Source organism: Rheinheimera sp. (genome assembly GCF_030690345.1).
Taxonomy (GTDB): Bacteria; Pseudomonadota; Gammaproteobacteria; order Enterobacterales; family Alteromonadaceae; genus Alishewanella.
On the sequence record NZ_JAUYGV010000009.1, the window covers coordinates 284,239 to 300,251 of the forward strand.

Annotated in this window: 10 protein-coding genes; 2 read left to right on the top strand and 8 right to left on the bottom strand. The window is 52.9% G+C overall.

Annotated features, from left to right (window positions below; genetic code table 11):
* Positions 1-72: 72 nt before the first annotated feature.
* From Q8O77_RS19610 to Q8O77_RS19625, 4 genes are all read right to left on the bottom strand, one after another.
* Positions 73-1,077 (bottom strand): LacI family DNA-binding transcriptional regulator, encoded by a 1,005-nt coding sequence (locus tag Q8O77_RS19610; protein ID WP_305557315.1) that lies wholly within the window; start codon positions 1,075-1,077, stop codon positions 73-75.
* 105 nt (positions 1,078-1,182) lie between these two features.
* Entirely contained in the window at positions 1,183-2,832 is a 1,650-nt protein-coding gene (locus Q8O77_RS19615) for a methyl-accepting chemotaxis protein (RefSeq protein WP_305557319.1), read from the bottom strand.
* 131 nt (positions 2,833-2,963) lie between these two features.
* Entirely contained in the window at positions 2,964-4,292 is a 1,329-nt protein-coding gene (locus tag Q8O77_RS19620) for a glycoside-pentoside-hexuronide (GPH):cation symporter (RefSeq protein WP_305557322.1), read from the bottom strand.
* A 26-nt stretch (positions 4,293-4,318) separates the two neighbouring features.
* On the bottom strand, positions 4,319-5,653 hold the full coding sequence (locus tag Q8O77_RS19625; protein WP_305557325.1) for a GH1 family beta-glucosidase: 1,335 nt from the start codon (positions 5,651-5,653) through the stop codon (positions 4,319-4,321).
* Positions 5,654-5,807: 154 nt separating this feature from the next.
* Here Q8O77_RS19625 and Q8O77_RS19630 point away from each other — a divergent pair, with 154 nt between their 5' ends.
* Together Q8O77_RS19630 and Q8O77_RS19635 are read left to right on the top strand one after the other, a co-directional pair.
* Positions 5,808-7,055 (top strand): sugar MFS transporter, encoded by a 1,248-nt coding sequence (locus Q8O77_RS19630; protein ID WP_305557328.1) that lies wholly within the window; start codon positions 5,808-5,810, stop codon positions 7,053-7,055.
* Between the two features lie 11 nt (positions 7,056-7,066).
* Positions 7,067-9,598 (top strand): exo 1,3/1,4-beta-D-glucan glucohydrolase, encoded by a 2,532-nt coding sequence (locus Q8O77_RS19635; protein ID WP_305557330.1) that lies wholly within the window; start codon positions 7,067-7,069, stop codon positions 9,596-9,598.
* A gap of 56 nt (positions 9,599-9,654) precedes the next feature.
* On the opposite strand, the gene Q8O77_RS19640 is transcribed toward Q8O77_RS19635, so the two are convergent.
* The 4 genes from Q8O77_RS19640 to Q8O77_RS19655 all read right to left on the bottom strand — a co-directional run bounded on the left by Q8O77_RS19640 (position 9,655) and on the right by Q8O77_RS19655 (position 15,973).
* Positions 9,655-10,650, bottom strand: a complete 996-nt coding sequence (locus Q8O77_RS19640; protein ID WP_305557332.1) for a cupin-like domain-containing protein — start codon at positions 10,648-10,650, stop codon at positions 9,655-9,657.
* Positions 10,651-10,660: 10 nt separating this feature from the next.
* On the bottom strand, positions 10,661-11,380 hold the full coding sequence (locus Q8O77_RS19645; protein ID WP_305557334.1) for a SapC family protein: 720 nt from the start codon (positions 11,378-11,380) through the stop codon (positions 10,661-10,663).
* Positions 11,381-11,415: 35 nt separating this feature from the next.
* Entirely contained in the window at positions 11,416-12,972 is a 1,557-nt protein-coding gene (locus Q8O77_RS19650) for a tryptophan halogenase family protein (protein ID WP_305557337.1), read from the bottom strand.
* A gap of 73 nt (positions 12,973-13,045) precedes the next feature.
* Positions 13,046-15,973 (bottom strand): TonB-dependent receptor, encoded by a 2,928-nt coding sequence (locus Q8O77_RS19655; protein ID WP_305557339.1) that lies wholly within the window; start codon positions 15,971-15,973, stop codon positions 13,046-13,048.
* Positions 15,974-16,013 lie beyond the last annotated feature (40 nt).

Sequence of the window (16,013 nt, forward strand, 5' to 3'; positions counted from 1 at the left end):
CAAAAGTGACTGGCAGTCATTTAAGTTCTGAGGTTAGTGACCGGCAGTCATTTTGTCAATGCAAGCGGCTAATCAGCTCAATAAACGGCTGGCCGAGTCGCGGCTTACTAACGCCGGCTCGAAGACATTTTTCAGTTGCAGTGCTTGTTGCTGATAGATATTTTTTAATACCCAACGCGCGGCCATGCGGCCCATTTCACCAATCGGGTAATCGATGGTAGTGAGTTTGGGGTAGATATAACGTGCCAGGATCAGGTTATCAAAACCGACTATCGATAAGTCCTGCGGTACCTGTAAGCCGTGTTCGCGTGCCACTTCCATCGCACCGGCAGCCATTTCATCGTTGGCACATACCAGCGCACTAAAGGGCATACCTTTGGCCAGTAACTGCTGCATACAGCGACTGCCGCTACTGTCCTGAAAGTCGCCTTCGGCCAATAATGCTGTATCAAAATGCAAGCCGTGTTCCGCCATGGCACGTAAATGGCCGGCATAACGGTCTTTAGCATCACTTTTCCACATCGGGCCGGCCATATAGGCTAATTGTGTGTGGCCTTGTTGCAGCAGTTTTTTGGTTGCCAGATAACCGCCCAGCTCATTGTCAAGGCTGATACAGTTATCCGCTAACTGCGGAATAAAGCGATTGATCAGCACTATCGGCAGGCTACCGGCGGCCAGCTTGATCAGATAGTCGTCGGATACCGCCTCAACATGCAAAATCAGCGCATCGCAGCTGCGACTGATTAAAAATTCGATACCGTCTTTTTCGCTGGCCTCTTCACTGTGGCCGGCGGCAATAATCACGTGCTTACCGGCAGCGCGGCATTCGTTTTCAATACCGCTGAGCATTTCGCCGTAAAACGGGCCGTGTAATTCAGAGACCAGAATACCGACACTGTTAGAGCGGTTTGACGCCAGCGACTGCGCAATCGAATTGGGCCTGTAGCCCAATTGCGCCATTGCTGCCAATACTTTATTGCGCGTAGCTTCACTAACCCGGGCATTGTTATTCATTACCCGTGATACGGTGGCCAGTGAAACGCCGGCCAGCTCTGATACTTGATAAATAGTTGCCATGGCCTGCCTGTGAAATAAGGTTCAGGCATCTACTCTAGCATGCAGTGCCGCTGTTTAACCAGCTTGCAGCGGCTTGCAACCAGCAAGCGCCGCAATAGGCCGGAGCTAATCTGTTTTAAACCGGCTTACTTGTCCGCTCAACCCGGCAGCAACCTGCTGCAACGCGGCCACCGCACCGCGGTTCTGCTGCATAACGATGGTGGTTTCGCGAGACATCGTCGCTATTTGCTCAATATGCTGAGCCAACTCAGTAACAGCAGCCGACTGCTCGTTGGTAGAGCGGGAAACATCACGCACATTATGCAATGAGTCTTCGGCTTGTAACCTTATCTGCTCCAGCATAACCGCGGCCTGATTGGCCAACGCTAAGCCCTGGCTAACCCGCGGTGCTGATGTTTCCATACCTTGCACTGCTTGTTGGGTTTCATCCTGCACCAGTTGGATCATACCGGCAATTTCTGTGGTGGCTTTACTGGTACGTTCGGCCAGTTGCCGTACTTCGTCGGCGACTACAGCAAAACCGCGACCAGACTCGCCGGCGCGGGCGGCCTCAATAGCGGCATTAAGTGCCAGTAAGTTAGTTTGTTCGGCGATGCTGCGGATCACGCCGGCAATACCGGCAATGTCTTTTGAACGTTGTTGCAAACTACCGATTTGCGTAGCAGATTGCTGAACGGTTTCTGCCACCAATGCTATTTCAGCAGCAGCGTCTTTTACCAACTTAGCGCCCTGTGCCGACAGCTCAGCGGTTTTTTCTGAGTTTTGCTCGGTCAATTGCACAGTGTTAGCTACCGCGCTCAGGCTTACTGTCATCTGTTCAATGCTGGCAGCTGAAGCGGTAGAAGAAGATGCCTGCAATTCTGAAGCCTGTAACGCTTCTTTTGAGGCTAAATCCAGTTCGGTTGCCCGGGTTGAAACAGTATGTGCAGCCGCAATAACTTCTTTTAACGTTTGGCGTAACTGACTCTGCATACTGGCCACCGCCGCCAACATGCTGTTTGGCTGACTTGATTTGATCGGCGTTGTCAGGTCACCACCGGCAATCCGGCTGACAATATCAGCCGCTTGCGCCGGCTCACCACCCAGAGCACTGCGCAAGTAGCGACTGATATACCAAGCCGTTACTACACCGATAAAAATGGCAAATAAAGTCAATAACACCATCGACCAGGCAAAGTTAGCCGCCACATTGCGGGCATACTCCGTGGCCTGCTGATTCTTCTGCTCCTGATAATCAATAAAAGCATTGATGCTGGCCAGCCAGTCAACATAGGCCGGACTCATTTTTTGCAACAGTATCTGCTGAGCTGCAGCCTGCTGACCTTGCTGGCGCAGGCGGATAACGTCTGCCGCTAATGGTTGGGCGCGTTGTTCTACCTGATGGATCGCTTCGAGTAACCGCTGTTCGGCAGGGTTTATATCGCTACCGCGCAGGAACAGTTGGTCCATTGGCCGGCGGGAGTCCTGGTAAAACGCTTGTAACCGGTTAATGTCGGCCAGTATCGGTGATAATGCCGACACATCAGGTACCAGCGTAACATCACGCAGTGCTATCGCCCTGTCATGCACGCTGCCACGAAAATTGATGGCATAGCGCTGTTTTACAGAATTAACTTCGGTAATTTCGGTAAGTGTGTGATTAATTTGATTAACCCGCTGCACACCAAACAACGTCAGTGCTACCATCAGCAATAAGATCACGCCAAAACCCAAACCCAGCCGCATCGCGACTGTCATCGATTTTTTATCCTGCATAACACCACCCGGGTACTGCAAACGCACGACATGTACGTTAACCGCACCAGTATACGCGCTTGTCTCTACCTTGGTTCCATAGTTTGTTTAATAAATAAACACTTACTGTACAGCTACAGAAATAGCCGGTTTTACCCGGCTTGCAGCGCCAGCTGGCGGTGGATATCAAGCACCCTGGCGCCGGTTAAGCGGTAGCGGCTCATTACTATGGCGACCAGCACCGAGCCGATGGCAGGTAACAGCGTAAAGCTGAGTAAAATGCCCTGCTGTGTATCTGCAGTTTGCGGCACATCAGCCTGATAGCCATAACCGGCCAGTAACCAGCCGGCCAAAGCACCGCCCAGCGCCAGGCCAAGTTTAATAAAGAATACGATAGAGGAGTACACCAGGCCGGTAATACGGATACCGGTTTTATAGTGGCCGTAGTCGACAGTGTCGGCCATCTTGGCCCACAACAGCGGCGTGGCCATTTGTAAAAAGAAGCCCCAGAGAAAATACAACGCAAATGCCAGTACCAGCTGTTCGCTGCCGATAAAGAAACTGACTACGCAAATCACGGCAGCGATCAGCTGCAAGCCAATATAGGCTTTTACTTTATCGACATAACGGCTAAGCCACTGTGCTACCGCGCAACCGGCAATATTACCAATCATGCCCAAGGTGACAAAGGCGGTGATTAAATCTTCGCGGCCGAGAAAATACTTCACGTAGTAAATAGCCAGGGTAGTGCGTAATACCATGCCGGTAAGCAGGAAAAACGCCGCCACACACAAAATACGCCACTGATCATTTTGCCACAAGGATGCAAAGCTGCTGCGCAGCGTAAGTTGTTGATCCACCGGTGCCGTTACCCGCTCGCGCGTGCCGGCAAAACACAGCAGAAACAGCACTAAACCCAGCGCACTCATCGCGGCTATGGTCAGCTGATAGCCTTTGGCGTTGTCGCCGTTACCAAAAAAGTTTACCAGTGGCAGGGTGCAGGCCGTGACTAATAAACCGCCGAGCATACCAAACACAAAGCGGTACGACTGCACCGATACCCGCTCTGTGGGATCTGCCGTTAACACGCCGCCCAGCGCCGAGTAAGGAATATTAATCGCAGTGTAGGCCAGCATTAATAAGGTATAGGTGGCAAAGGCATAAATCACCTTGCCGTTGGCCGACAAATCCGGCGTGGTAAAGGCCAGCACGCTGCACAGCGCAAACGGCAGTGCCAGCCAGAGTAAATAGGGCCGGTACTTACCATGCCGGCTTTGGGTTTTATCGGCCAGTGCGCCCATTAGCGGATCGGTTACCGCATCGATAATACGTACCAGCAAAAACATGCTGCCGACTACCGCCGGGGAGATACCAAAAATATCGGTGTAAAAAAAGGTAAGAAACAGCATTACCGTCTGGAACACAATATTACTGGCGGTATCGCCAAGGCCATAGGCCACTTTTTCCCGTTTTGTCAGCATGTGCCGCAACCCTGTATTATTTATTGTTATTTTTGCCGCCCGGCAAACAGCTCACGCAGCGCTATGGCACTGGTTTTCAGTGTGCGTTGCTGTGTAGCGTAATCAACATAGACTATACCAAAACGCTTGGCATAACCCTCGGCCCATTCAAAATTATCCATCAGGCTCCAGGCAAAGTAGCCGTCTATGCGCATACCGGCCGTTATGGCAGCTTCGGTAGCTTGTAAATGCTGCTGAAAATAACTCACCCGTTCTGCGTCGGCTACCTGATTATGCAATAAGGTATCCGGCATAGCGGCACCGTTTTCGGTAATATACACCGGCGGCAAGTTATAACGCCGGTGCATTGCCAGCAGCACTTCGGTTAAGCCCTGCGGGTATATTTCCCAGCCCATGTCGGTAAGCGGCGGCGCGGTTGGCGGCACATCACTAAACCAGCCTTTGCTGTTGGCCCGGTATACGGTGCGGGTGTAATAGTTAACGCCGATAAAATCCAGCGGCTGGGCAATAATCGCCATATCGCCGGCAGTAATTTGTGGCTGCTCTGCCGCCGGTAATTGCGTAAGCAAGTCAGGGTAACAGCCTTCGAGTAGCGGCTGAATATACCACTGGTTATGGTACTGATCGGCCATGTCAGCTGCACGGATATCGGCTGCGCTGCTGCTGGCCGGATGGCAGGGGCTGAAATTCAGCACTATGCCGTTCAGCGCCTGCGGCGCATTTCGCTGCAGCACTTGCATCGCCAAACCGTGCGCCAGCAATAAATGGTGCGCTACCTGGCGACCCTGTTGCCGGTTTTGCACGCCGGGCGCATGAATACCGGCTTCGTAGCCCAGATAAGCGCTGCAAAATGGCTCATTTAAGGTGGCATACGAGTACACCCTGTCGCCAAAAGCACGGCTGACCACGTCAGCATACTCAGCAAACTTGTAGGCAATACCACGGTTTAACCAACCGCCTTCGTCTTGCAGATATTGCGGTAAATCCCAGTGATACAGCGTAACAAAGGCTTTAATATTACGGGCCTTTAGCGCATCCAGCAGCTGAATGTAAAAATCCAGCCCGGCCTGATTAATACTGCCATCGGCGCGGATAACCCGGCCCCAGGCGATGGAAAAACGATACGCATCTACGCCCAACGCTGCTATCAGCTCAATGTCGTCGCGCCAGCGGTTCACATGGTCACAGGCAACCAAACCGTCGGAGCCATCTTTAATCCGGCCGGGCGTGGCGCAAAAAGTATCCCAGATACAGGCTTCACGGCTGTCGGCTGCACCTTCTATCTGAAACGACGCTGTAGCGACACCAAACACAAAGTCGCGCTGCAGCAGGGGTGACGTTTTGGCTAAAGTTATCTTCATCAGTTCTACTATCTTCCGAACGTGCTGTTGTTAGCTGCGTAGCAACAAAATTATTGCCAACAGCGTGATATATGCTATAAATGAAAGCGCTTACATTATACTAGACGGCACTATTGCCGCCGTCAATTAAAAACATAAATCGCCGGGGGACAAGATGGCAGCAACACCAATAATCAGCGACGCCGCGCCACAGGCCGCGTCAGGCAACAGCAGCTACCGTTTTGCGCTGTCGTCTTTAACCACATTGTTTTTTATCTGGGGCTTTATTACCTGCCTGAACGACATCCTGGTGCCCTACCTGAAAGGCTTGTTTGACCTGAACTACACTCAGGCGCTGCTGATCCAGTTCTGTTTTTTCAGTGCTTACTTTGTGGTGTCGGTACCGGCCGGCATACTGGTCAGCCGTATTGGTTATCAGTCGGGTATTGTCACCGGCTTGCTGATTGCCGGCGCCGGCTGTTTGCTGTTTTATCCGGCCGCGGCGGCACATTATTACCCGCTGTTTTTACTGGCGTTGTTTGTACTGGCCGCCGGCATTACCATTTTGCAGGTAGCCGCTAACCCCTATGTTAGTGTGCTGGGCAAGCCGGAAACCGCCTCCAGCCGTTTAACCATGACCCAGGCCTTTAACTCTTTAGGCACCACGGTAGCGCCGTTTTTTGGTGCCTGGCTGATCTTTGGTGGTATGGACGCACCTAAACCGGGCGAAGTAACCGAATCCACCGTGCAATTACCTTATTTATTGTTGGCAGCAGCACTGATTATTATGGCGCTGATTTTTGCCTTTCTGCGCTTGCCGAAGCTGGGTAAAAAAGATGCCAATATCACCGTAACCGGCGCCGCCTGGCAGTACCGCCACCTGGTGCTGGGCGCTTTGGGTATTTTTGTGTATGTTGGCGCTGAAGTAGGTATTGGCAGCTTTTTAGTCAGCTTTATTACGCAACCGGATATCGGTGCGCTGGAAGCTAAAACCGCGTCGCACTATATTGCCTGGTACTTTGGCGGCGCCATGGCCGGCCGTTTTATCGGTGCGGTGGTAATGCAGTATATTGCGCCCGGCAAAGTGCTGGCATTTAACGCTGTCTGTGCCGTAGTGCTGCTGGCCGTCACCATCGCCAGCAGCGGCAGCCTGGCCATGTGGTCACTGCTATTGGTCGGCCTGTGTAATTCTATTATGTTCCCCACTATATTCAGCCTGGCCATTGCCGGCTTAAAACAACATACCAGCCAGGGCTCGGGTATTTTATGCCTGGCGATTGTCGGCGGCGCGGTATTGCCATTGGCTCAAGCCGCGCTGGCCGACAGCTTCAGCGTGCAGCTGGCCTTTATTATTCCGCTACTGTGTTATGTATTTATCGCCTGGTATGGCGCGGTTGGCAGCAAACCGCGCAGCGTAGTTTAAGGAGCGACCAGATGACATTTCGCCTGCAACTTTCTTTACTCAGCATCAGCTGCACGCTGGTGCTGGCGGCCTGTTCCAAGGCACCGGTTACCCCGCCAGACCACGCAGAAAATGCCAATAAAGCTGCCGCTGTCTGGCCGCAGCTGGCCTTGCCGGTGGCACAAGACGCCGCGATGGAACAACGCATCAGCGATATGCTGGCCACAATGACACTGCCGCAAAAGGTGGCGCAGATGATCCAGCCGGAAATCCGCGATATCAGCGTTGACGATATGCGCCAATACGGCTTTGGTTCTTATTTAAACGGCGGCGGCGCCTTCCCGAACGATAACAAGCACGCCACCCCGGCCGACTGGATAGCCTTGGCCGAAGCGATGTATCAGGCATCTGTTGATGACAGCCTCGACGGCAGCACTATTCCGACGATGTGGGGCACCGACGCGGTACATGGCCACAACAACGTGATTGGCGCTACGTTATTTCCGCACAATATCGGCCTGGGCGCGGCCAACAACCCGGCACTGATTGAGCAAATTGCCGCGGTAACCGCGCGCGAAGTAATGGTAACCGGCATCGACTGGGTGTTTGCCCCTACTGTAGCAGTGGTGCGTGATGACCGTTGGGGCCGCACTTATGAGGGCTACTCGGAAGATCCGGCCATAGTGCACGACTACGCCGCCGCCATTGTGACCGGGTTACAGGGCGCTGCCGGTAAAGATTTCCTCGGCGCGGAGCGGGTGATCAGCACCGTGAAGCACTTTGTTGGTGATGGCGGCACCGTTGGTGGTGACGACCAGGGCGACAATATTGCCAGCGAAAAACAGTTGTTCGACATTCATGCTCAGGGCTATGTAGGTGGCTTACAGGCCGGTGCACAAAGTGTAATGGCATCGTTTAACAGCTGGCACGGCAGCAAAATTCACGGCGATAAATACCTGCTGACGGATGTGTTAAAAGACCGCATGGGTTTTGATGGCTTTGTGGTGGGCGACTGGAACGGTCACGGCCAGATCCCGGGTTGTACTAATGACAATTGTGCTCAGGCTGCGTTGGCCGGGTTAGATGTGTATATGGTGCCGACGTCTGCCTGGAAACCGCTGTATCACAACCTTATTGCCCAGGCAGAAAGCGGCGTGATCCCGTTAAGCCGGATTGATGATGCCGTGCGGCGCATTTTGCGCGTTAAGCTGCGCGCCGGGTTATTTGATAAACCAGGCCCGGCCAAGCGGCCGTTGTCGGGCAAAACCGGGCTGATTGGCTCAGCAGAGCACAGAGCCGTAGCGCGCGACGCCGTGCAGCAATCTCTGGTATTGCTGAAAAACAACGCCAAGCTGCTACCGCTTAATCCGGCACAGCGTATTTTGGTCACCGGCGAAGGTGCCGACAATATCGGTATGCAATCCGGCGGCTGGACCATCAGCTGGCAGGGCACCGGTAACACGAACAGCGACTTCCCGGGCGGCAGCTCCATTTACAGCGGTATTCAGCAGGCGGTCGATGCTGCCGGTGGCCGGATTGAGTTAAGCGCAGATGGCAGCTACGGCACTAAGCCGGATGTCGCCGTAGTGGTATTTGGCGAGCAGCCCTACGCAGAGGGCAATGGCGATTTGGATAATCTGGAATACCAGCGCGGCAATAAAACCGATTTAGCTTTGCTGAAAAAGCTGAAGGCCGACGGCATTAAAGTGGTGTCGTTATTTATCAGCGGCCGGCCACTGTGGGTCAACCCTGAACTGAATGCCTCCGACGCCTTTGTTGCCGTTTGGCTGCCCGGCAGTGAGGGCGCCGGCGTCGCTGATGTTATCATGGCCAAAGCCGATGGCAGTGTAAATGTCGATTTTCGCGGCAAGTTATCATTCAGTTGGCCGGCCACACCGCAACAGCAGGCTAATGTTGGCGACGCAGATTACCAACCACTGCTACCCTATGGTTTTGGCTTGCGCTATGGCGAACAAAGTACACTAAGTAACAGCCTGAATGAGCAGGTGGCTATCGATAACAGCCTGGATGACTTAGTACTGTTTGAACGCGCCATAAAGCCGCCGTACCAGTTGGTACTGCATAGCGGCGACAGCAGCAAAACCATGGACAGCAGCGTGGCACAGCTGGGCAATATCGCCGTGCGCACCTTCGATAAAGCCGTGCAGGAAGATGCGCGCCGCTTAACCTTCAGCGGCGCGGCTAAGGTCAGCTTAACCAGTGCCTTCCCGGCCGATCTGCGATCGTACGCCGAGGCCGGTAGCGCTCTGATGGTCGAGTTGCAGCATAACGGCAACGTACCGGACAGCGTGTTAATAGGCATGGATTGCGCGCAAAGCTGTAACAGTAGTATTAATATCGCACCACAGCTCAAGGCAATGGCTGCTGACGGCTGGCACACACTCAGTATAGATCTGGCTTGTTTTGCACAGCAGGGTGCTGATTTCAGTCAGATTTTTACCCCGCTGTCGCTGACCACTGCAGCGCCACTGCAACTTAGCTTTGCCGACATCCGGCTGACACCGGCGCTGGCACAAAGTGCCACAGTGCAATGCAGTGAATAGACTTCAGGCCGCGTTGTGTAACAGCGCGGCCGTTTTATTCGTTGTTGCAGCTGTAATCAGCGATTAAGTTTATTCAGCAACAGGGCGCGAAGTTTACGCGCCTGCAGCTCGTCCAGTTGCTGCAGCACGCCCTGTGCCTGTGGCGGAATATGGCTCTGGGGTTGCGGGGAAAATACGTAGTAATCAAACAACTCACACCACACCTGGCGCTGCGCCGCCGGCAAATCGCGGATACTGAGCAGCGCATGCTGCAAGGCATCGCCTGGCGCGCCATAAAACGCGTCGACCTGGCGCCACCAGTAATTGATCAAGATATTTAACCGGCCCAGCGCTTCAACGCTGTGCCACCACATCGCTGGAATAAAAATCGCATCGCCCGGCGCCAGTTCAGCAACTTGTGCCTGCTGCAGTGCCTGGCGGTATTTCGGAAAGCGGGCAAAATCCGGCTGCTGAATATCCACCAGACTAACCGGTTGTCCGGCCGGGGTAAAATCCAGCGGCCCCACGTACAGGTTATCCAGTTGATCCGGGGCAAACAACGTAAAACGACGCCGGCCGGCAGCGACACAGGCAATATTATCGGTCACATCGTAATGCGCCGGAATGCGGGAGGGGTTACTCAGCCAAATACTGACCAGCGGCTTGTCTTGCAGCACAGCAATATCGTTACTGTGGCGTAAACCGGGCAATATATGGTTGACGGAGGTAGAACCAACATAAATGCCTTCCGGCTCAGCAGCATCGGCATTTTGGCTGATATGCTCCAACACGCCGGCTATTGGCATTAGCTTACGCTGAAAGTTAAATTCAGTTAAATCAGCATTATAGCTGTATAACCCACGCTGCGGTGGCGGCGATAAAAACGCCTGCACCGGCTTGGGTGTAATAAAGGGCTGCAGATAAGCGGCAGTAGCGCTGTCAGACTGTTGCGCCGCCTGCACCAGCGGCCAGTGTGCTACCAAACCCCGCAGTACTACCGGCGTCACTGAGCTTAGCAGCTCAGGGGTCAGATCGGCCTCCGTGGCCTGATGAATTTCGCGCATGCTTTGCATATATTGCCTGTTACAGCCGCCGGTTCTTTTTCTCAATCAACTGCGGCATAGCTGCCATTGACGCCAAAATCATATAAATATGCTGCAGATAGCCCTGCTGATGCAATTGGCCCAGCACATTGCTATCCAGCGCTGCCAGTTGGTCCTCGTTAATGGTGTATAAATGCCCCAATTCGTTGCGGCTGCCATCATCCAGTGTTACCTGCAAGGTCACCGCTTCAATTAAATCATACTGCAACAGGCTGTCGATAAACGCCCGGGTTTGCTGATGGCCCTGATACACTGCCTGTAAGATGGCGCTGGCCTGCTGCAATAGCGGGCTTTGGCCGCCCTGGGCTAAAAACACCGCCTCGCCCTCTGTCAGGCTTACGCGCGGGCTGTCCATATCGATATGCACCAGTGCCTGCGCATCGGCTTCATTGCCATCCTGCTGTGTAAAGCCAATCAGAAACGGCCGGCGCTGGATCGTCAGCGGAATATAAGGCGCATGCCAGCCGGTCTCGTCCAGAAACAAGTTTTCCTCGCTGGCAAAACCAAACAACGCTATGGTTTCAAACTGGGCGCTGTCGGTATTTTTACGGAAAAATATCGGGTAACAGCCCTGCACCTGACGCAACTCACTGCAAAAAATGTTGGTGTAGCTGGCAGTGTCACCAAAGCGCGGGTGATGGCTGCTGATCACACGTAAATCTTTATGGGTAATATTGTCCAGTAACTGATGATTAGGCATAAACTTTCCTGATAATAAACCGCAATCAGCGATATTTAAATTTTTGGCAGACCAAACTGACGGATCTTATTCAGCAGCTCGCGGTTAGCCGGCAAGCCGCGCAGCAGTTTCGCTGTCAGCTCTGCGTTTTTAGCAAAATGCTGCTGCGCCAGTGCGCTGTTATCTGCCCGTCTGGCGGTGGGCCTGGTTTGGGTTTTAAAGCCCATACCATAAAGCACATACTGATAACTGGCCGACGGAAATACTTCATCTACCTGGCTGAAATCGCGGTGCCATGGCGGCTCGTAGCGCCATAACTGCAGCAGCGCCTGCAATTCAGCAGGAATAGTATCGGCATTGCAGTTATCGCGCCAGTAGGCGGTGTCCGTGCGCTGTGTCAGCACATAGTGCAGCTTAAGAAAATCGATAATCCGCTCCCAACGATATAAAAACTTATCGTTAAAGCGTTTGGCTACAATATCCATTACCGCGCGGTTAGCCGGCAACTGTTCGCTGATCATGGCGGCAGACAACTCGACCAACACCAGCGCAGAGGCCTCCAGCGGCTCTAAAAAGCCGGCGGCTAAACCAACAGCGACACAGTTTTTATGCCAAAACAGCTGACGATGGCCGGGCACGATATTGATTTTACGCAGTGCCACGCTATCGCCCTGCGGCCCCAGCGCCGGGCGGATATACTGGCGTAGCTCCTGCTCTGCTGCGGCATCGTCGATATGGGCGGAGGAATAAACATAGCCCACGCCACGCCTGGTCGGCAGGCCGATATCCCAGATCCAGCCGGCGCTTTGCGCGGTGGAAATGGTGTGCGAGGCAATGGCGCTGTGCTCATCGGCATAGGGTAGTTGCACCGCCAGCGCGCGATCGTTAAACAGAATATGTTTTTTACAGATAAACGGAATTTGGTAATGCTGGCCCAGCAGCAAGGATTTAAAGCCACTGCAGTCGATAAATAAGTCGCCGCTGATATCGCCGTGCTGCCGCGTGGCTACTGAAGCAATATCGCCATCCGCTGCTGCATTTACTGCCGTAACATGATCCAGAATATGCTTTACCCCCAGTTTTTGCGTGCAGTGCTGCTGCAAAAAAGCCGCGAATTTACCGGCATCCAAATGGTAGGCATAGTTAGCCACATGGGCATATTCCGGGGTGGTATTTTGCTTCGGCGCCAGGCCCTGGTCACACAAATAGCCTTGAAAACTGACGGCATCGGCAAAGGGCATATCGGTTTTATGCTGCTGCCAAAACGGTGCCAGGTTAATTTCCGCATAGCCCTGCGGCAGCACTAACGGATGATAATAAGCATCATCTTCGGCACCGGTAACCCATTTGGCAAACTTGGCTCCTTGTTTAAAGCTGGCATCACAGTGGCAGATAAATTCGGTCTCACTGATGCCCATTTTTTTCAGTGTCGCGCGCATCGTCGGCCAGGTACCTTCGCCTACGCCGATAATGGCAACATCGGGTGATTCAATTAAACAAACTTCGATACCGCTCTCGGTATTGGCCAGATGTTCAGCGGCAAGCGTGCCGGCAGTTAACCAGCCTGCCGTACCGCCGCCGACAATGATTACTTTGCGTATTGCTTTGTCCACGCGCCATCTCTCCGGATCACTGCTGCAACAATAAAATAAAGCCGCTAAAAAGCGGCTTTATTATAGTACGCCATTAAAACGTATAACGCGCGCCCAGGCTGTAACGCGGGCCATACTGGCGCGCACTTAAGAACTGCTCTTCATAACGACCGTATGATTGCTCGGTTTCGTTGTTCAGGTTAATCCCTTCAAAGAACACCGTCAGGTTGTCAGTAAAGTCGTAGTTTACGCTCAGGTCAATCTGTCCAAACTCTTTGGCAAACTGCGGCGGCGCATCTGATGAGCCCTGAGCCTGGCCCACACCAATCAGGTAAGCATCACGCCAGGCGTACGTTACCCGCACCGACCATTTGTCGTCTTCAAAAAACAACTGCAGGTTAGCAGAATCACTTAACCCACTGAGCGGTGCCTGCGATTCCAGGCTGTTAACATCGAATTCGACATCACCATCTACCATGGTGGCGTTAAACGCCGCACCAAAGCCGCTGGCGCCGAATAAATGCTGTACAGCAAACTCCAGACCCCGTACTTCTTTGGTTTCACCGTTAGTTGGCTGGCTAACCAGCCACTCTACCAGCGGGTCATCATCATTCTGGATCACCTGACCATCGGCATTACCGCCGCCGTTGGCAATAATCTGCTCGAAAATAGCCCCCACTGTTGCCTGGTCGCCACGGGCAATAACCTGGGCTTCTGCTTCCTGCGCGCGCGGGCCAATAAAGGGATCGCGCAAGCCATCGACAGTGATGGTGGAGAAGTCGGTTTGGATAAAGTTCTTCACCCGCTTATTAAATAAGCCCAGTGCAACGTAGCTGCCCTCGTCATAGTAATACTCAAATGACAAATCCAGGTTAAAGGATTCAAACGGTAGCAGATTAGTATTGCCTGAACTGCCGTTACGGCTGCCCGGTTTCGGGTTAGCCGACAAGGTGCGGATACCGGCTAAGTTACCCAGCGGTGCGCGGGTAATGGTTTTACCAGCCGAGAAGCGTGCTATTACATCCGGCATCACTTCCATTTTGATATCCAGATTAGGTAACCACAAGTCGTGATCGCCGGTAGTGGTGACAAAGCCGGCTTCTTCGTCGCGATAACGCAGGTTCCATTCGGTTGGGTTTAACCACACCAACACATCTTCTACCCGCTGTTTTACCGTACTGGTAACATCGGTTTTCTCATAACGCACACCAATGTTTACATCTACCGGCATATCGGCAATATCAAAGGCAAAGGCTGATTGCAAATAGGCACTGCTGGTTTTCTCTTCCACTTCAGCTTGAGAATCAATGCCGCCGGTAGCGAACGGGTCGGTCAGGAAACCGTCGAAATATGCGGCAGCGCGGCTGATCGCCTCATCAAAGTCGTAGGTGTAGTAGTAGTTGGTTAGTAAATCACTGCCACCACCGTCAAACTGGTCAAGAAAATCACCGGTGCTGTTGCGGGTAAACATGCTGTCGGGGTAAATGGCCATATTGCCGTTATAGCCATTCGGGCCTTGTTGATCTACACCGGCACCATAGCCACCCATAGTTTGTTTAGTATGTGCTACACCAAACTTAATGTTGGCCAGAATGCTGTTGTTCGGGTTTATCCATTCAGAGTCCAGCTGCAATTGCTTAACCGTGGCTTCACCGGCACTGGTATCAAAGCGGGCAAACAGCGGGTCAAAATCAGCCGGGCTGGTCTCATCCGCACCATTTGGCCAAAACAGCTGCATTTGCGGAATCTCACCGGAGGTAAAATCGTAGGTTTTTGATTCCAGATTGTTTGGCCCAACGATAATAAAGGGCGCACTTTTACTGCCTTTGTCGGCACCAAAATCAATAGCATTGCTGGAATCATGGTAATCCAGGGTTAGATTGATATCGGGCGTTACTTGCCAATCCAGGTTTAAGCCAACGGACTCAGCCTCAACCAGGGTAGTACTCTTACGCGCGGTGTGAGCAAAGTCGTTCGCGGCTTCATTAAAACGCACCGCGGTACCGCGTTCGTCCAACTCGTAAGAGTTAATATTACCGCCAAAGTTAAACCACACACCAAAAGACATGCTTTCCTGTGCAGTGGTTGATTCAGACCGGGTGTAATCCAGCGTTGCAGTCAGATTCTCTGTCGGCGCATACTGTAATGTCAGTTGGCCGTTACTGCGCGAACGCTCTACATCATTGACGCCATAGCCGAGGTTGCGTGGTAAAAACGTATTGCCGATTTTATTGCCATCGGCATCTACCGGCCGGCGGTCAATGGCGTTATCACCGGTTGCATTACCCAAACTCTGGTTCGCCTGCCAGCCATCAATAGTCGCGCTTTGCTGCTGGAAATCACGCTCCTGATGTGACAATGACAGCGACACACCAAAGGTATTATCGGCAAAGGTGTTGCTGAAAATGGCCGCGACTTCCGGCGTAACATCGTCACCTTTTTTATTCGACGTATCCATTATGCCTTTTGCTGACACTGAGTACTTTAGTCCGGGCGAGGCCAGCGGCTTGGCGGTAATAATATTTACCGTAGCACCTAAGCCACCACTGGGGTTTTCCGAGCGCGCGGTTTTATACACTTCCAGCGCACTCACGCCTTCTGACGATAAATCTTCCAGGTTATAAGAGCGGGTATTACCGGTACCCGGCATCTGCCGGCCGTTTAGCGTGATCAGGTTAAAATCCGGGCCAAAGCCACGCACTGTGATCTGGCTGCCTTCACCATTGGCACGGCTGACCGATACCCCGGTGATGCGCTGCAAAGATTCCGCCAGGTTGGTATCGGGGAACTTGCCCATTTCCTCGGCAGAAATAGCATCCACCACACCGGTGCCTTCACGCTTGATGTCCATCGAGCGGGCCAGGCTGCCGCGAATACCTTTTACTTCAATAATTTCTATCGCTTTTTCCGGTGCGGCGGTTTCATCCTGCTGCTGCGCTTGTGCCGGCAGCATAGTGCCGGCAGATAACAGCATGGATATCGTTGCCGCCAGCCTGGTTTTGTTAAAGGTGATCTGTTTCATAGTAACCCTGCTTATTATTCTTGGTCCTTTGATTTACCGG